Genomic DNA, 16,964 nt, shown 5'->3' with positions numbered 1-16,964 from the left:
TGTGTGTCGAATATCCGCATCAGACCCTAAAAACGTAATATCTTAACCAGATATACAGAGCGCAGATGATAACCGATTCGATCATGAGGGGCATGCCATAGAGCATGAACCTTTTGAAAGAAATCGGCCTTCCCATTTGCTCAGCAATACCCACGACAACCACATTGGCCGAAGCGCCGATGGCCGTGCCGTTTCCACCGAGACAGGCGCCGAGCGACAAGGACCACCACATGGGCATGAGATCGGGATGATGGAGGAGTGCGGTGCCGGAAAGATTCGGCCACAGCTGGTGCGCCATATTGATGATGAGCGGGTTCATGGTGGCTACGTACGGGATGTTATCGATGAAGGCCGATGCGAAGGCCGAGAACCAGAGGACGATCATGCTTGTTCCGAGGAGATTGCCTTGCGTCAGCGCGAGCACCTGAATGGACATCCACTGTATGAGACCCACCTTGACCACGGCGCCGATGATAATAAAAAGACCCATGAAAAAGAAGAGGGCGCTCCACTCCGCCTGGGCGAACAGGTGGTGCGGTCTCTTGATCCCTGAAATAAGAAGAAGAAGGCTCGCACCAAAGAGAGCAACCGTTGCCGGCTGAAGTCCGAGCGTCTCGTGTATCACAAAACCGGTGATCGTCACCGCGAGCACCGCGACCGACTTTTTGAGGAGCACAGGGTCCTTGATCGCCTCTTTCTCGTTCATGGCCATGACCGATGCGCGCTGGTCCTCATGAACCACGAACCTTCGGCCAAAAACAAACTTAATAGTAACGATAAAAGCGATCATGACAAGAATAATTACAGGTGTCAGATGATGGACGAAGGGCATAAAACCAAGCTGGGCCTTTGACCCGATCATGATATTCGGCGGGTCGCCGATAAGGGTGGCTGTGCCGCCTATGTTCGATGCCAGCGCCTCGGTAATGAGAAAGGGCACTACGTCAAGTTTCAGGTCCTTGCAGATGAGCACGGTAACGGGAGCGATGAGAAGCACGGTCGTCACATTATCGAGAAAGGCCGAAACCACGGCTGTGACTGATGCAAAGATAGCGAGGATGAGAAAAGGCCGCCCCTTAGCGATCTTGGCGCTCTTGATTGCCAGATACTCGAAAGCGCCTGTAGGTTTCATGATGTTTATGATGACCATCATGCTGATAAGGAGAAACATGACATTCCAGTCAATGCCGATGTCTACCGAACTAAAGGCTTCTTCCTGTGTCACAATCCCGAGGACGATAAGCAGTGCAGCCCCGAAAAGGGCGATAATAGTTTTATGGATCTTTTCGTATATGATCAGTGCATAGGCCAAAAGAAAAACTGCTGTTGCGATCCAGAAAGCATGGCCCGTTGCGATCTGACGTGTGGTCGCGGCGACTTCTTGCGTCATCGTTCTATCTCCTCCATAAAAGATTGCCGTCTTTGCGGTTCAGCGCAATGAAACGGAGTATTGATCCGTTCATCGCTTGAGGACTCGTATTCGATGTTGGCCGGCTTCCGGTCGGTCTTTAATCCAGGTAAATAATGAAACCATTAATATAATATTCGGCTACGGCCCAGATGGAATTCTAAAATAAGAGGTTTTCATTTACAAGCACATTCTTTCTACTTACCGGGGCTCGCGTCGCCCCCTCCACGGGCGAGAGCTCGATGGAGCCTCCCCCTCTCGCTCATGAATGGGCTAAGCTCCGCTCAGAACTGCCTTGAAGCTCCCGAATTCGCCTGTTTCGTCGCGTCGCCCCCTCCACCAGCCAAGCTGTCGGAGCTTCCCCCTCTCGCTCATGAATGAGCTATATATACAGCCTGGCTTCGTGTTATGAGCGGGCTTATCTTACCCCCGCAAGCTGATGAATGTCACGGGTCTACCAGTCCTATTTGTAACTGGTTAAATTAATTTGCTTATCCACGAACAATCTGATATAAAATTAGCCTGTTTGATAGGGTCTCATTGAAACAATCGGTCCGATGATCCGTAGTGTGCGAGAGTAGAGACCGGCTGATTATTAAGAAAGGACAATTTGGCGGTATCAGAAAAAGGTCTATGCGTATAGAAGAATTCGACTATTCTTTGCCCAAAGAGATGATAGCGCAGTATCCGCCTGAGGACAGGACCCGTTCACGCCTGCTCGTTTTTGAGAGGAAACATAGGACCATGGAGCACAGGCGCTTCAGCGACATCATAGAGTATCTACGCGAAGGCGACCTTCTGGTTCTCAACAACAGCAAGGTATTTCCTGCGAGGCTCGTGGGGAAAAAACAGACGGGTGGTATGGTGGAGATTCTCCTCGTAGAGAAGACGGACCGCGACAGGTGGCTCTGCCTCGCGAAGAATGTGAAGAACGGGGCCGATGGTCTCGAAATCTCTATAGGGTCGCACCGGGCCACTCTTCAGAGACAGGAAGAGGCCTTTGCCGTCACCTTTCTCTATGACGGCGACAGCGACGATATCGTCATGGAATACGGGAAGATGCCACTACCTCCCTATATCAAAAGAAATAACGGAAACGGCGCGTATAGCGCGCTTGATATTAAGCGGTATCAGACTATCTATGCGGAAATAAAGGGTTCAATTGCGGCCCCTACCGCCGGTTTCCATTTCTCCGAAGAGCTCATGCGCACAATTGAGAGCAAGGGCGTAGAGGTCGTCAAGATTACGCTTCATATCGGTACAGGTACTTTTTCTCTCATGAAGAGCCATACGGTGGAGGCCCACAGGATGCATCGGGAGTACTATGATGTGGATGAAACCGCAAGAGAATCTATAAGAAGCGCCAGGGAAGCGGGAAGACGAGTGGTCGCCTGCGGCACGAGTGCGGTGAGGACACTGGAGACGGTTTTTTCCGGGAACGAACATGTGCCGCTTCGGGGCAGTACTGAGCTTTTTATCTATCCAGGTTACCGTTTCAGGATGGTCGACGCCCTTATTACGAATTTTCATTTGCCCAGATCCACGCCTCTTGCGCTCGCCAGTGCTTTTGCCGGACGCGACGAACTGTTAGGATGCTACGACGAAGCCATAGCACAGGGTTATCGATTCTATAGCTACGGCGACGCGATGTTGATACTATGAGAGCCATAGAGATTAATACCAGGGATGGAATGGCCCGCTCAGGGAGACTTGTCACCGGACATGGTGCGGTGGAGACGCCGGTCTTCATGCCTGTGGGGACTCAGGGCATCGTCAAGGCCATGACGCACAGGGAACTCAAGGAGATTGGTGTCCAGATGATCCTCGCCAATGCCTATCACCTGTACCTGCGACCGGGCGACGAGATGATCCGACGCATGGGCGGTATTCACGCATTTTCCGGATGGTCAGAGGCGATGCTCACCGATAGCGGCGGATACCAGATATTTAGCCTTGGTGTGTTGAGGGAGATCAAGGAGGACGGTGTTCTTTTCCAATCGCATATCGACGGATCCCGTCATTTCCTTACTCCGGAAAAGATGGTGAAGGTGCAGGAGAACATCGGCGCTGACGTTGCCATGTGTCTCGATGAGTGCGCGCCTTATCCCTCTTCTTACGAGTATACGGAGAATTCTGTTGATCTGACAACCAGGTGGGCAAGGCGGTGCAAGGAGGCAAAATCTCAGGGTCCGCAGATGCTCTTCGGCATTATTCAGGGTGGCTTTTTCGAGGACCTCCGGCTTAGATCCGCTGAAGAGCTTCTTGCGATGGATTTTGACGGTTATGCCGTGGGCGGCTTAAGTGTGGGCGAGCCCAAGACCCTTATGTGGGACATGGTCGATGCCATCATCGATCTTCTGCCTCACGAGAAGCCCCGCTACATGATGGGCGTGGGCATGCCCGAGGACCTCATCGAAGGCGTAAAACGGGGCATCGACATGTTTGATTGCATCATTCCTACGCGCCTTGCCCGCAATGGGAGCCTTTTTACCTGGGACGGCAGGATGAACCTCAAGAACGCCCGTTTCACAGAAGATCAGGGGCCTATCGATGCGACCTGTTCGTGCTATACTTGCAGGACATATTCGAGGGCCTATTTGAGGCACCTGCTCGTTTCTCATGAATTGACGAGCTTCTATCTCAATACGATCCATAACGTTTTCTTCTACACGGAATTCATGAAACGGATGCGCGAGGCCATTGGTCAAGGCGCATTTGATGTATTTTGCAAGGCATTTAAAACCAGATACGAAGGAGGTGAACACGATGATAATGTTGAACGTAGCGTATGCAATGGGCACTAATCCGGGGGCTTCAGGTCAGGCCGGAGGAGGCCAGTACATGTCGATTGTTCTTTTGGTCGCCATTGTGGGGATTTTCTATTTCCTTATGATCAGGCCTCAGCAAAAGAGGGCCAAGGAACACCGGAGCTTTCTCGAGAACCTGAAGAAGGGTGATAAAATAATTACTTCAGGTGGTTTGTATGGTACAATAACAGGCATTACCGATGACGCGGTTACCATAGAGATCGCGGAGAAGGTGAGAGTCAAAGTAGACAAGAACACAGTAGCAGCTCTACAAAGATCATAAGGAAAGGAGAGTACAGTGGGAAGGTACGAAAATATTGTTATATTAAGCCCGGACCTCGCCAAGGAAGAGGAAGAGGAGCTCCTCAAGAGGATACTCGGTAACCTGGAGAAGGCGGGCGCCGCGATTGTGCGGCAGGACGATTGGGCCGTGAGAAGGCTCGCGTATCCCATCAAGAAGAAAGACAGGGGCCACTATATATTTTTTCTCCTCGATATGGACGAGGGAAACGTGGCAACTATGGGCAAGTTCTACCGGACCCTTGATCCCGTTTTGAGACATCTTTTCGTGAACGTGGATGAGAAGAACGAAGGGCCGAAGAAACCACCCGATCAGGTTTCCTTCGACGAGCTGGAAGGCGAGTTTGCGTGAACAGGGTTTTTCTCACGGGAACGATGAAGACAAAGCCGGAAGTCGTCTATACTCCAAGGGGCGAGAAGTATGTGCTTTTTCCCCTGTGGGTCGATGACGGCGGCTTCCGCATCGATGTTGAATGGACACCGAACAAGGCTCAAGTCCATTTGAGCGAGAAAGTGGGTAAGGTGCTCATGGTTTCGGGGATGCTCATGAAAGCCAGGGCAAAGTCACAAGATGCTTTTAAGTTGAAAGCGCATAAAATTTATTGGATGGAGGAGTAAATGCCAAGACCGACAAGAACGGCAAGGCCGGCAAGATCTCAGGATGGTCAAAAAAAGAGGATGTATGTAAGGAGGAGGGTCTGCAGATTCTGCCAGGACGCCAACCTAGCCATCGATTACAAAGACCCGAAGATGTTGAAGTTTTATATCACCGAGCGGGGTAAGATAATGCCCCGAAGAATGACGGGAACCTGCGCCAATCACCAGAGAAAACTGAAGGAAGCGATAAAGATGGCGCGCCATATCGCCTTTCTTCCTTTCACCACATTAACGAGATGACGGAGGTTTTTTTATGAAGCTTATACTAACCGAAGATGTACGGGGCACCGGAAAAAAAGGAGACACGGTGAGTGTGAAGGACGGATATGGAAGAAACTTCCTGATTCCGAGAGGCTTCGCGATCCCTGCGTCGGAAGGCAATGTGACTCGCCTCGACAGTATCGTCAGGGGCCTTGATAATAAAAGAAAGAGGGATATGAAGAATGCCGAAGACCAGAGGGCGCAGCTGGAAGAACTCTCCCTCGTCTTGAAGATGAGAGCCGGAAGCGACGGAAGGCTCTTTGGTTCCGTCACTCACAAAGACATCGCAGAAGCAATTAAGAACGCCTGTAGCCTGGAGATCGACAAGAAGGCGATCAGAATCGACGAGCCGATCAAGATGACGGGAAGCCATACGGTGTCGATTCATCTGACTCAGGATGTGAACGCCAGCGTAAAAATCGAGGTAGAAAAACAAGAAGAATAAGCCATGGCGAGGCCCCAAAAGAACACCAGGGAGACGAATCAGACGACAAGCCGCGTCCCGCCTCAGAACATCGAGGCGGAGCAGTCTCTTCTCGGGGGCGTGCTTGTGGACGCAGAGGCCATAAACAAGGTTGCCGACATCGTCGGTCCCGCCGATTTTTACCGTGACGCCCACGGGAAAATTTACGAAATGATGCTCGATCTCTACGAGCGCAACGACGCTATCGATCTCATTACCGTAAGCAGTCTCGCCCGTGACAAAGGCATACTGGAGGGCATCGGAGGCGTGACCTACCTGAACACGCTTGTGGACCTCATGCCGAGCGCGGCAAATATCGCCCACTACGCCAAGATGATCAAGGAGAAGGCGCTGCTTCGGAGCCTTATGAACGTAGCAACGGAGATCATCGAAAAGGGTTTCGAAACAGACGCGAACGTGGATGGCTATATCGACGAAGCTGAAAGAATGATCTTTCAGGTTGCCGAGAACAAATTTAAACCGGCTTTTTATTCGATCAAAGATTTTGTCATGGAGAACGTTAAGACCATAGAACGCCTCTATGAGAAGAAACAAACCGTCACCGGTATACCCACAGGATTCTCGGAGCTCGACAGACTCACAAGCGGGCTCCAGAACTCAGACCTCATTGTTGTGGCGGGTAGGCCCAGTATGGGCAAGACTGCCTTCGCCATGAACATCGCCCAGCACGTGGCGACCATAAAAGAGGCTTCTGTCCCGGTGGGGATATTTTCCATGGAAATGTCCAAAGAACAGCTCGTGACAAGGCTCTTAAGCTCCGAATCGGAGATCGAGCACTCGAAGCTGAGAACGGGGACTTTGTCCCGGGCCGAATGGCCCAAGCTTGCCGAAGCCGCGGGCCGTTTGAGCGATGCCCTCATGTACATTGACGATTCCCCGTCGCTCTCCGTATTGGAACTGCGGGCCCGATCCAGAAGGCTTAAAAAGGAACACGGGCTTGGCCTCATTGTGGTCGATTATCTCCAGCTCATGCGGGGAAGAACGGGGACGGACAGGCGCGAGCAGGAAATATCAGAGATATCGAGGTTTCTCAAGGCCCTTGCAAAGGAGCTTTACGTCCCTATCATCGCCATATCGCAGTTGAACAGGGCCCCGGAGCAGAGAGAAAAAGAGAATAAGAGACCGCGGCTCGCCGACCTCCGTGAATCGGGCGCCATCGAACAGGACGCCGATGTTATTATGTTCATTTACCGTGACGAAGTGTATAATAAGGACAAGGAAGACAATAAAGGCATTGCCGAAGTGATAATCGGCAAACAAAGGAACGGGCCCACTGATACGGTTGAACTGGCATTCATCGACAAACTTACAACCTTCAAAAACCTTTACAGAGAATGAACGTTCCTAATCTCCTCTCCATTTTCCGGCTCTTTATTACTATTTTCTTTATTCTCGCGGTCTATCACGACAGACTTAATTACGCGCTGTACCTTTTTATCCTCCAGGGTATTACGGACCTGCTCGATGGGTTCATCGCCCGGGTCTTCGGGCTCAAGACAACCCTCGGGGCCTTTCTTGATCCTCTGGCGGACAAGACCATGCTCATTGCCGCATTCGTGATGCTGAGCTTCAAAAATATTCTTCCCTCATGGCTTCTCATCCTTGTTCTTTTGAGGGACATGGTAATCGCCGGCGGCTTCTTGTTCCTCTACAGGCTTGCTCGTACGGTCAAGCCTGTTCCGACGATCCTGGGTAAGATCACGACTGTAAGTCAGATCGCCGTGATCCTGTATTTCCTTTGGTTCGTAAGCGGAAGGTTTGACGCGGCCTTCATCTATGCCGCTGCGTTTTTCACCGTTATCTCCGGTTGCCACTATGTGCTTGTGGGCATACGTCTTTTGCGCAGCGGAAAGGTAGATCAATCCCCGGCCAACTGACCGCTTATAGTCGCAATAAAGACCTCGTGTTTGCGGAGAAAGTGGTTGACAATCAAGGCTTTCATGCATTACTATAAACTCAAAAACAGGGGAGGTTGATATGCCCGTAAAAGTAGCGATAAACGGTTTCGGAAGAATCGGACGATTAGTTCTCAGGGCAGGCCTCAAGAACAAAGACGTTGAATTTGTGGCCATCAATGACATTACGGACCCGAAGACGCTTGCCCATCTCCTGAAGTACGATTCCATTCACGGCATCATCGATGCCGATATTAAGGCTAAAGACAACGCCATTGCCGTCAACGGGGTTGACATTAAGACGTTTCAGACGAAGGAGCCGGAAAAACTGCCCTGGAAAGACTTGGGCATTGATGTGGTGCTTGAGAGCACGGGAAAGTTTACTGACAGGGAAGGGGGCGAGAAACATCTGAGCGCGGGCGCGAAAAAGGTTGTCGTGTCGGCCCCGGCGAAAAAACCGGATGTGACCTTCGTGTTTGGTGTAAATGAAGAAGTTTACGATAAGGGGAAACACAACATTATTTCCATGGGTTCCTGTACGACAAATTGCCTGGCGCCGGTTGCAAAAATATTGCAAAGGGAGTTCGGGATTGAATACGGGTTGATGACTACGATCCATGCTTATACGAATGATCAGCGAATTCATGACGAGCCGCATAGCGACTTGAGGAGAGCCCGCGCGGCAGCGCTTTCGATGATACCGACTACTACAGGAGCTGCGAAGGCCATGTCGGAAGTCATGCCGGAGCTCAAAGGCAAACTGGACGGTATATCAATTCGCGTGCCGACCCCGAATGTGTCAGTGGTTGATTTCGTTGCAACGCTCTCGACAAAGACGACAAAAGATGAAATCAATGCAAAATTTCGTGCATACGCTGAAGGACCCATGAAAGGCATCCTCGCCTGCTGCGATGAACCTCTTGTATCCAAGGACTTTAACGGAAACAAGCACTCTTCAATAATTGACCTCGAGAATACCTACGTAATTGGCGGCAACATGGCAAAGGTACTCTCCTGGTATGACAATGAATGGGGTTTTTCAAACAGAATGTGCGAACTATTATCGTTCGTCATGAAGTAAGAAATGTGCAGTACCCTTAGCTCCCTACGGGAGCGAGAGGGGGTGGCTCCGACAGCTTTGCTGCCGGAGGGGGCGACGCGAGCCCCTGAGTATGGTTGTGCGAACTATTATCGTTCGTCATGAAGTAAGAAATGTGCTGTACCCTTAGCTCGCTAATGTCACACCTGAACATTCAAGTCGTTCGGTCGGAGGTGCCGTGATGAAGTGCATAGACGAAGTCGATATAAACAACAAGAGAATCCTCATGCGCACGGACTTTAACGTTCCCGTGAATGAGGCCGGGGCCATTACCGATGACACCCGGATAAAGGCGCACTTGAGGACAATCGGCTATTGCCTGGAGAGAAACGCAAAGGTGATTCTCATGTCACATATGGGAAGGCCCAAAGGACAGCGGGTCGATAAACTCTCGTTACGGCCCGTCACCGCGGTCCTCTCGAAGCTGCTCAAGAAGGATGTAACCTTTGTGGATGACTGCGTGGGCGAAGCCGTGGAAAAGGCCGTGGCGGCCATGAGGCAGGGGGATGTGATTCTGCTTGAAAACCTCAGGTTTCATATCGGCGATGAGAAGAATGATCCCGAGTTTGCTAAAGAGCTCGCGAAGCTGTGCGATGTCTACGTGGACGACGCCTTCGCCGTTGCCCATCGAAAGGCTGCATCCAATGCAGCTATCACGCAGTTCGCCCCGGTAAGCGTGGCAGGCTTTCTATTAAAAGATGAAATTGAGTATTTCAACAAGGCCATGAAGAATCCGGCGCGCCCGCTCGTTGCAATCGTGGGCGGAGCCAAAGTTTCGGATAAAATAGGCGTGCTGGAGAACCTGATAGACAAGGTGGATAAACTGATCATTGGAGGGGGTATGGCTTTCACGTTTTTGAAGGCCCTGGGCAATGAAATAGGAAAGTCCCTCTGCGAGTATGACATGGTAGACAAGGCGAAAGAGATCATGGACAAGGCCAAGGTGAAGGAGGTCGGCATATATCTGCCCCGTGATTGTGTGGCAGCGGACAAGGCGGAAGCCGGTGTTGCGACAAAGGTGATTCCGGTTGATCAGATTCCCAAAGATTATATGGGGCTCGATATAGGGCCGGATACGATTTCGCTGTTTGCGGAAGCCCTGAAAGGTGTGAACACGATCGTCTGGAACGGCCCCATGGGTATGTTCGAGCTTGAAGCCTTCAGTAAAGGCACTTTTGCGGTAGCGAATGCGGTGGCTGACTCCGGAGCCCTTTCTATTATCGGAGGCGGCGACACCGATTCGGCGGTCCACAAAGCAGGGGTCAGTTCTAAAATATCCTATATTTCAACGGGTGGCGGCGCCTTCCTCGAACTTCTGGAGGGGAAGACCATGCCGGCTGTGGAAGCCCTTGAAGGGGCTGGAGGCAGATCATGAGAGGCTTCATGGTTGCCGGCAACTGGAAGATGAACAATACCACGAAGGAAGCGGTCCTGCTTGCAAGGAGCATCAAAGACGCCACGCCTCAGGTTGCCGGAGGTGACGTGGTCCTTGCTCCGCCCTTCACTTCGCTCGCAGCTGTCAATGAAATCATCAAGGGTTCCCCGGTCAAGCTTGCGGCGCAGAATATCTTCTATGAAGATAAGGGCGCTTACACAGGCGAAATATCACCTGCCATGCTCAAGGACGCCGGCTGTACCTATGTGATCATCGGCCATTCGGAGAGGAGAAAATATTTCCATGAGACCGATGAGGCGGTGAATCTTAAGACAAAAAAGAGCTTGAGCGCGGGCTTGAAACCCATTATATGCGTGGGCGAGACCGAAGATGAGCGGACAAAACAGATTACCGAATTCGTTGTAGGCATCCAGGTGAAAAAAGCGCTCATCGGTATAGAAAGTCTCGATGATGTGGTCATAGCCTACGAACCTGTGTGGGCTATCGGCACCGGCAAGAACGCGACCCCCATGGAAGCCGAGGAAGTGCATCATTTCATACGCAGCGTGGTGGGGGAGAAGTATTCAGATGCCGCGGGTAACGTGAGAATACTCTACGGCGGCAGCGTGACCGCTGAAAATGCGGGAGAGCTCATGGCTATGGAAAACATTGATGGAGCGCTCGTTGGCGGAGCATCCTTGAAATCGGAGAGCTTTGTTGCTATAATAAAAAGCGCAATGGAGAAAACAAGATGATAACAGTAATCGCAGTGGTGCACATACTGGTTGCCATAGCCCTCATCCTGATCGTGCTTCTCCAGACGGGCAGGGGTTCCGAGATTGGGGCCGCCTTCGGAGGAGGATCAAGCCAGACGCTTTTCGGAAGTTCGGGATCGTCCGGGTTCATGACGAAACTTACTACGGGCGCGATCATCGTGTTTATGCTGACCAGTTTATCTCTGGCGTTCATTTACGGGCATAGAGAAAGCACCGTGAGAAATGTTCCCGTGAAAGCAGGAGAGAATGTGCCGGCGGCGCCGGCTCAGCCTCAGCCTCAGAAATAATTGCCGAAGTGGTGGAATTGGCAGACACACCATCTTGAGGGGGTGGCGGGGAAACTCGTGCGGGTTCAAATCCCGCCTTCGGCATTTTAAATGTCTTTAAATCAAACAGTCTTTTACCGGCTTTTCTTTCGAAAACGTTCCTTTCCAAACCCCAACCGCTTTAAGTTTCTCTTCTCAGCTCGTTTTCTTCTGCTCATCAATGGCCGCATTGTGTGCTCTCTCACTCGTTTCCTTGCCCGTGACGGGATGCTTGAAATGGAAGGGAAAGATATATCCCGAAGGGTAACGGAGGCTAAAGGTGCGGGGTATATCAGCCTTGAGCAGAGAGGCGCTCGGGCCGTCCGGGGCCGCCACCACGCGTTCCGGTTTCACCCAACCTCTAAGCGGCGTACAGCTGAACACCTGATCGAAGCGGAGTTTCTTAAGCTTCCATATGCCACCCTCCTTCACGTAGTCAACACCGTATATCCCGCCAAAGAACTCCTGTATCACTCCTTTCTCTACAGGTATGGCCACTGCGCCGAAGCCATACCACTGTCCCTTTGCCGTTTGACCGTCCGGATTCACGTCGATGATGCCCTGAAGCTGCATCACCTGATGCATGAATTCGTTATTTTGGTTCTTGTAATGTTCGAAATATTGTTTGATCCGACTCTTGCCGAGATATGTGCCTGCAGCGAGCGTCAATGACGCATCGGGTCCGTCAGAGAAAAGATCGATTATCTCCCCGGCCATCCAATGTTCTATATAGTAGCCGTATGCTCTCTGCAGTCTCTCTATCTCTTCAATGTCCTCTAAAGTTCTAAGCTTTTTTTCTTGAGACGTGACCCGTTCTTCAAGAAGCCTGATCCTTGCCTCGAGTTCCTCCAATCCCATATGGTTCTCCTTTCCTGGATATTTGGTTCCTGCAACGTCAATTGTAGCCTTACGCGACTTTGACGTCAACCGCTTTCGCATTACAGCACGAGACTCAATGCCTGCGGAATGCAGATATCGTTCAATTCCCGAATAAGGCACTCGCGAGCGGTATCTCCACTGCAGCATTGAACGACGCATATTATCCACGGCACTTGTTCACGCCCGATTCGCATTGACAAAAACAGCATTGTCGGTTATACAGTCAACAGTGGTCCGGTATTGAGGAGGCCATGAAATAGTATATTCTGGCATGTGTTCAAGGTAATAGGTGTAATACCTTGAATCTATCAGCATTGTTGATCATCAGAGAGGAGCCAGTATGAATGATCCGTCAAAAACCGATCAGGAACTCCTTGAAGAAATATCTGCATTAAGACGGAGAATTAAAGACCTGGAATGGTCCAAATCTGAGATCATTTTCAGAGAGCTATCCAAACAGTCTCTTGTCGGTGTTTATCTTATGCAACAGGATGGGTTACTGAGATATGTTAATCCGAGGTGCGCCGAAATATTCGGGTACAGAGTCGAGGACGTGATCGATAGATTGAGGGTAAATGACGTAATATTGTCGGAAGACTGGCCCACAGTGAGAGAGAGCCTGATTAAGAGGATATCGGGGGAATTGCCGTCTCGCCATTATGAATTCAGGATAGTTACCAAAGACCAGGACATCAAGCATGTTGAGGCCTATAGTTCCTACACGGAGTATGAAGGGGAGCCCGCAATAGTGGGGACCCTGGTAGATATCACCGAACGCAAACGCGCCGAAGAGGCATTAAAGGAAAACGAGAAGAAATACCGCCTGCTTGCCGATAACACCGCTGATGTTATTTTCACCTTTGGCCTGGACATGAAGTACCGGTATATCAGCCCCTCGGTATCAAAAATAAGAGGGTTTTCGCCCGAAGAGATTATCGGCCAACCTATCAGCCGCTCTATGACAGCTCAAAGCGTAGAGTCCGTGAAAAGGGTTGTCAGGGAGGAACTGGAGCTTGACAAGGCAAAAACGGCAGACCCGAACCGGACACGGATTGTGGAAGTGGAACTGTACTGCAAAGATGGATCAACCATATGGACCGAGGTTAAGACGTCAGCCGTGCGCAACAGTAAAGGTGAAGCGGTAGAGGTAATCGGCATAGCCCGAGATATCACGGAACGCAAACAGATGGAAGAAGCCCTGCGCGGGAGCGAGCTTCGATTGTCTCAGGCAATAGAGCTTGCTGAAATCGTTTACTGGGAGTTTGACCTTGCCCAAGAAGTGTATACCTTCAACGATCCCTTTTATGCTTTTCACGGCACCACAGCAGAGCAGGAAGGTGGATACAGGATGAAGAGGGGGGAATACAGAAGACGATTCGTACATCCTGACGATCAGTTGCCTGTCTATCAAGCTGTACAGCACGTTATAGCAGGATACGACTCCGGATTCTTAGCTCCTATCGAACACCGTATTGTCCGCCGCGACGGGGAAGTACGACATATCGTGGTCCGAGCGACTAATGCCAGGGACGATTCAGGCCGTATCATCAAGAGATACGGGATAGCCCAGGATATCACCGAGCGCAAGCGAGCAGAAGAGAGGATTCTTCGCTTGAACAGAGAATTACGGGCCATCACCAACTGCAATCAGACGCTCTTACGTGCAAAAGATGAACAAACTTTGCTCACCGACATCTGTCGGATCATCTGTGATGAGGCTGGCTATCGCATGGCCTGGGTTGGGTATGCCGAGAAAGACGGGGAGAAGTCCGTCCGTCCAATAGCGTGGGCGGGGGCCGAAGATGATTACCTATCCGATGCACATGTCACGTGGGCGGACGTTGAACGAGGGCGGGGACCTACGGGAACGAGTATTCGAAGCGCGCAGCCGGTTTACACGCAGGATTTTGCGACAGACGGGAAAGTCCTCCCGTGGCGCGAGAGGGCATTAAGCCGGGGCTACCGTTGCGCCATCGCTCTGCCGCTGAAAGACGAGAAGGGAGAGGCTTTCGGTGCCCTGACCATTTACTCCGGGGTTGCAGGCTCTTTTACTCCTGACGAGATCACCCTGCTTGAGGAACTGACGGGCGATCTGGCTTACGGCATTACCTTCCTTCGGATGCAGGCGGAGCGGGCCAAGATGACTAAAGAGCTGGCCGAATCGCGGGCGCAGACACTTGCCATTGTCAACAGCACCGACGACAGAATCTGGTCCGTTGACGCCGAGTCTTTTCGCGTGCTTACCTGGAACCGCGCGTTTGAGGATTTCTTCAGGGTTGAACGGGGACTCGAGCCGAAGGTCGGTATGGGGCTTGACGAACTGTGGCAATCTGAATCACGGGTCATCGAAAAATGGCAGAGTTTCTACCGCAAAGGCCTCGTGGAGGCTCCCTGTACGATAGAAGATGTCACGTTTACCGGCAACGTCAGGCAGATGAATTTTAATCTCCTGAAGCAGGACGGCCGGACCCTTGGAATATCAATATTTTCCAGAGACATTACCAGACGGAAGAAGGCGGAAGAAGCCCTGCGCATGAGCGAACTTCGATTGTCCCAGGCCATGGAACTTGCCAATGTTGTGTACTGGGAGTTTGACCCGGCAGAGAATGTGTTTATCCTCAACGATCCCTTCTATGCCCTTTACGGCACCACAGCGGAGCGGGAAGGTGGATACCGGATGGAAGTCGAAGAATACAGAAAACGATTTATCCATCCCGACGATCAGCTGTTTGTCTCTCGGGCAGTGAGGGAAAATATCGCGAGAGGTACCGCTGAATCCATGCCTGATATTGAGCACCGTATTATTAGGCGGGATGGCGAGGTGCGGCATATTGTGGTACGAGCGACTGCCACCACAGAGGATTCGGGCCGTGTCATCATGAGGTATGGGATAAATCAGGACATCACGGACCGGAAACAGGCACAAACAGAACTATCCCAGTCTGAGAAGCGATACCGCGCAGTGTTTGAGAATACCGGAGCGGCGACGGTAATTATTGAAAACGACACGACAATCAGCCTTTGCAATGTCGAGTTTGAACATCTTTCAGGCTATCCCAAAAATGAAGTCGAAGGAAAAAAGAGCTGGATGGAGTTTGTGTTCAAAGACGATCAAGGAAACATGCTCTCTTTTCATCATTTACGCCGCAAGAGCCCTGACGCCACCTCAAAGCAATACGGATTCCGGTTTGTGACAAAAGCCGGAGAAGTGCGGGATGTATATGTGGTCGTCGATGTGATCCCGGGTACTGACAGGAGCGTGGCGTCATTGGTGGACATAACGGATCTGAAACGGGCCGAGCAGGAGAAAACACACCTCGAGACTCAACTGCACCAGGCACAGAAAATGGAAGCCATTGGCACCCTGGCCGGGGGCATTGCCCACGACTTCAACAATATCCTTACGGCCCTCGTGGGCTACGCCACTCTCCTGCAGATGGAGGCTAAACGCGGAAAGTCACGGGATTATGCGGACCAGATTCTGGCGGCTTCACAGAAGGCCGCAGAGCTTGTGCAGAACCTTCTCGCTTTCAGCAGGCAACAGAGAATCAGGCTTGAGCCGGTCAGTCTGCACGAGATCGTCAGAGGGACGGAGAAGCTTCTTAAACGCCTTGTCACCGAGGATATTGCTGTTAACGCACACCTTGAAGGCCAGGATATTGTCATCATGGCCGATGCAACGCAGATCGATCAGATTCTCTTCAATCTTGCTACCAATGCCAGGGATGCCATGCCGCAGGGCGGTACTTTTACAATAGAGACACAGCTTATCGACCTGGACGACGAGTTCCAGCGTCTCCACGGTTACGGGAAACCCGGGTGCTACGCGCTTCTTGCCGTCTCGGACACGGGCATGGGCATGGATGAGGCCACGAAGGAAAGAATTTTTGACCCCTTCTTCACTACCAAGGGAGCAGGAAAAGGAACGGGTCTCGGACTCTCCACCGTCTATGGAATCGTAAAACAGCATGATGGCTATATCACCGTATACAGTGAACCACACGTGGGAACGACCTTCCACATCTACCTTCCAACAGCAAAAGAAACCTTAAGGGAAGACCAACCAAAACCGGCATCCGTTAAGGGAGGCAACGAAATCATTCTGATCGGAGAGGACAACGAAGCAGTGAGGGAGCTTATCGATAAGATACTTACGCACTATGGGTATACGACACTTAAAGCAGTTGATGGTCAGGATGCGGTGGAACAGTTCAAAAAAGCCGATAAGGTTCACCTCCTCATTCTTGACTCGGTCATGCCGAAAAAGAACGGGCGGGAAGCCTATAATGAAATACTTGCACTCAAACCAGGCGTCAAGGTGATCTTCATAAGTGGACATACCAGGGACGTTGTTCTCGACAAAGGCATCCAGGACGGGGAGTTCAGTTTTCTCCAGAAGCCAATCTCACCCATCACACTCCTGCAGAAGGTGAGAGAGGTTCTGGATAGCGGGCTTTACCCGTAGAAGCAGCCCGCTGGATTTCTCATCATAATCCACGTTTCCTTCGAAAGCCCAATGCTTGCCTCGCAGGTAAAATCCTCACTCGATCAGGCTTCTTCTTGCATGTTCATTCAGTCAAGTTTGATCTCAGGGCTCGCGGGAACCCTTCCATGCGCTCTTCGGCTGTGCTATATTGATGAGGATGAGGCGCCGCGGGCGAAGAAATTGCAACCTGTGCTTGATAGAAAGACTGGGCGGGGAAGACTGTTCTTTCTTT

16 protein-coding genes and 1 tRNA gene are annotated in these 16,964 nt (G+C 51.3%); 15 read left to right on the top strand and 2 right to left on the bottom strand.

Features of this window, described 5'->3' with window-relative positions:
* Positions 1 to 19: 19 nt before the first annotated feature.
* Complete coding sequence (locus VMT62_04420) at positions 20 to 1,390, bottom strand: ArsB/NhaD family transporter (protein ID HVN95652.1); 1,371 nt, start codon at positions 1,388 to 1,390, stop codon at positions 20 to 22.
* A gap of 651 nt (positions 1,391 to 2,041) precedes the next feature.
* Between VMT62_04420 and queA the strand changes: the two genes are divergently transcribed.
* The 14 genes from queA (at position 2,042) to VMT62_04350 (ending at position 11,433) form a co-directional block, all read left to right on the top strand.
* The gene (gene queA, locus VMT62_04415) at positions 2,042 to 3,070 is read left to right on the top strand and encodes a tRNA preQ1(34) S-adenosylmethionine ribosyltransferase-isomerase QueA (protein HVN95651.1); all 1,029 of its coding nucleotides are present in this window, start codon (positions 2,042 to 2,044) and stop codon (positions 3,068 to 3,070) included.
* Positions 3,067 to 4,212, top strand: coding sequence for a tRNA guanosine(34) transglycosylase Tgt (gene tgt, locus VMT62_04410; protein ID HVN95650.1), 1,146 nt, complete (start codon positions 3,067 to 3,069; stop codon positions 4,210 to 4,212). The genes queA and tgt overlap by 4 nt, the downstream gene beginning before the upstream one ends.
* Positions 4,175 to 4,498, top strand: coding sequence for a preprotein translocase subunit YajC (gene yajC, locus VMT62_04405; protein ID HVN95649.1), 324 nt, complete (start codon positions 4,175 to 4,177; stop codon positions 4,496 to 4,498). The genes tgt and yajC overlap by 38 nt, the downstream gene beginning before the upstream one ends.
* Positions 4,499 to 4,513: 15 nt before the next feature.
* On the top strand, positions 4,514 to 4,867 hold the full coding sequence (rpsF, locus tag VMT62_04400) for a 30S ribosomal protein S6 (GenBank protein HVN95648.1): 354 nt from the start codon (positions 4,514 to 4,516) through the stop codon (positions 4,865 to 4,867).
* Positions 4,864 to 5,133 (top strand): hypothetical protein, encoded by a 270-nt coding sequence (locus tag VMT62_04395; protein HVN95647.1) that lies wholly within the window; start codon positions 4,864 to 4,866, stop codon positions 5,131 to 5,133. Before rpsF ends, VMT62_04395 begins: the two co-directional genes overlap by 4 nt.
* Positions 5,134 to 5,412: a 30S ribosomal protein S18 gene (gene rpsR / locus VMT62_04390; GenBank protein ID HVN95646.1), complete on the top strand. Its 279-nt coding sequence runs from the start codon at positions 5,134 to 5,136 to the stop codon at positions 5,410 to 5,412. It abuts the gene before it with no gap.
* A gap of 13 nt (positions 5,413 to 5,425) precedes the next feature.
* A complete protein-coding gene (gene rplI, locus VMT62_04385; protein HVN95645.1) occupies positions 5,426 to 5,878 on the top strand; it encodes a 50S ribosomal protein L9 in 453 nt (150 codons plus the stop codon).
* Positions 5,879 to 5,881: 3 nt separating this feature from the next.
* A complete protein-coding gene (dnaB, locus tag VMT62_04380; protein ID HVN95644.1) occupies positions 5,882 to 7,255 on the top strand; it encodes a replicative DNA helicase in 1,374 nt (457 codons plus the stop codon).
* Positions 7,252 to 7,794 (top strand): CDP-alcohol phosphatidyltransferase family protein, encoded by a 543-nt coding sequence (locus VMT62_04375; protein ID HVN95643.1) that lies wholly within the window; start codon positions 7,252 to 7,254, stop codon positions 7,792 to 7,794. Before dnaB ends, VMT62_04375 begins: the two co-directional genes overlap by 4 nt.
* Before the next feature lie 100 nt (positions 7,795 to 7,894).
* Positions 7,895 to 8,893: a type I glyceraldehyde-3-phosphate dehydrogenase gene (gene gap / locus VMT62_04370; protein HVN95642.1), complete on the top strand. Its 999-nt coding sequence runs from the start codon at positions 7,895 to 7,897 to the stop codon at positions 8,891 to 8,893.
* A gap of 199 nt (positions 8,894 to 9,092) precedes the next feature.
* Positions 9,093 to 10,286: a phosphoglycerate kinase gene (locus VMT62_04365; GenBank protein HVN95641.1), complete on the top strand. Its 1,194-nt coding sequence runs from the start codon at positions 9,093 to 9,095 to the stop codon at positions 10,284 to 10,286.
* The gene (gene tpiA / locus VMT62_04360) at positions 10,283 to 11,041 is read left to right on the top strand and encodes a triose-phosphate isomerase (protein HVN95640.1); all 759 of its coding nucleotides are present in this window, start codon (positions 10,283 to 10,285) and stop codon (positions 11,039 to 11,041) included. The genes VMT62_04365 and tpiA overlap by 4 nt, the downstream gene beginning before the upstream one ends.
* On the top strand, positions 11,038 to 11,349 hold the full coding sequence (secG, locus tag VMT62_04355; GenBank protein ID HVN95639.1) for a preprotein translocase subunit SecG: 312 nt from the start codon (positions 11,038 to 11,040) through the stop codon (positions 11,347 to 11,349). The genes tpiA and secG overlap by 4 nt, the downstream gene beginning before the upstream one ends.
* Before the next feature lie 2 nt (positions 11,350 to 11,351).
* Positions 11,352 to 11,433, top strand: a tRNA-Leu gene (locus VMT62_04350).
* Between the two features lie 90 nt (positions 11,434 to 11,523).
* On the opposite strand, the gene VMT62_04345 is transcribed toward VMT62_04350, so the two are convergent.
* A complete protein-coding gene (locus VMT62_04345) occupies positions 11,524 to 12,225 on the bottom strand; it encodes a nuclear transport factor 2 family protein (protein ID HVN95638.1) in 702 nt (233 codons plus the stop codon).
* A gap of 361 nt (positions 12,226 to 12,586) precedes the next feature.
* Between VMT62_04345 and VMT62_04340 the strand changes: the two genes are divergently transcribed.
* The gene (locus VMT62_04340; protein HVN95637.1) at positions 12,587 to 16,711 is read left to right on the top strand and encodes a PAS domain S-box protein; all 4,125 of its coding nucleotides are present in this window, start codon (positions 12,587 to 12,589) and stop codon (positions 16,709 to 16,711) included.
* Positions 16,712 to 16,964: the final 253 nt, after the last annotated feature.

The sequence above is a fragment of the Syntrophorhabdaceae bacterium genome (genome assembly GCA_035541755.1).
Taxonomy (GTDB): domain Bacteria; phylum Desulfobacterota; class Syntrophorhabdia; order Syntrophorhabdales; family Syntrophorhabdaceae; genus PNOF01.
Note: the sequence above shows the minus strand (reverse complement) of the source record. Positions and strands in the feature narration are given on the sequence as shown.

Excerpts from the sequence above, each read along its gene's own strand:
- gap (HVN95642.1), top strand. The coding sequence starts at position 7,895 with ATGCCCGTAAAAGTAGCGATAAACGGTTTCGGAAGAATCGGACGATTA.
- rpsR (HVN95646.1), top strand. The coding sequence starts at position 5,134 with ATGCCAAGACCGACAAGAACGGCAAGGCCGGCAAGATCTCAGGATGGT.
- VMT62_04420 (HVN95652.1), bottom strand. The coding sequence starts at position 1,390 with ATGACGCAAGAAGTCGCCGCGACCACACGTCAGATCGCAACGGGCCAT.
- yajC (HVN95649.1), top strand. The coding sequence starts at position 4,175 with ATGATAATGTTGAACGTAGCGTATGCAATGGGCACTAATCCGGGGGCT.
- dnaB (HVN95644.1), top strand. The coding sequence starts at position 5,882 with ATGGCGAGGCCCCAAAAGAACACCAGGGAGACGAATCAGACGACAAGC.
- tpiA (HVN95640.1), top strand. The coding sequence starts at position 10,283 with ATGAGAGGCTTCATGGTTGCCGGCAACTGGAAGATGAACAATACCACG.
- secG (HVN95639.1), top strand. The coding sequence starts at position 11,038 with ATGATAACAGTAATCGCAGTGGTGCACATACTGGTTGCCATAGCCCTC.
- VMT62_04340 (HVN95637.1), top strand. The coding sequence starts at position 12,587 with ATGAATGATCCGTCAAAAACCGATCAGGAACTCCTTGAAGAAATATCT.
- tgt (HVN95650.1), top strand. The coding sequence starts at position 3,067 with ATGAGAGCCATAGAGATTAATACCAGGGATGGAATGGCCCGCTCAGGG.
- rplI (HVN95645.1), top strand. The coding sequence starts at position 5,426 with ATGAAGCTTATACTAACCGAAGATGTACGGGGCACCGGAAAAAAAGGA.
- VMT62_04345 (HVN95638.1), bottom strand. The coding sequence starts at position 12,225 with ATGGGATTGGAGGAACTCGAGGCAAGGATCAGGCTTCTTGAAGAACGG.
- queA (HVN95651.1), top strand. The coding sequence starts at position 2,042 with ATGCGTATAGAAGAATTCGACTATTCTTTGCCCAAAGAGATGATAGCG.
- VMT62_04365 (HVN95641.1), top strand. The coding sequence starts at position 9,093 with ATGAAGTGCATAGACGAAGTCGATATAAACAACAAGAGAATCCTCATG.
- VMT62_04375 (HVN95643.1), top strand. The coding sequence starts at position 7,252 with ATGAACGTTCCTAATCTCCTCTCCATTTTCCGGCTCTTTATTACTATT.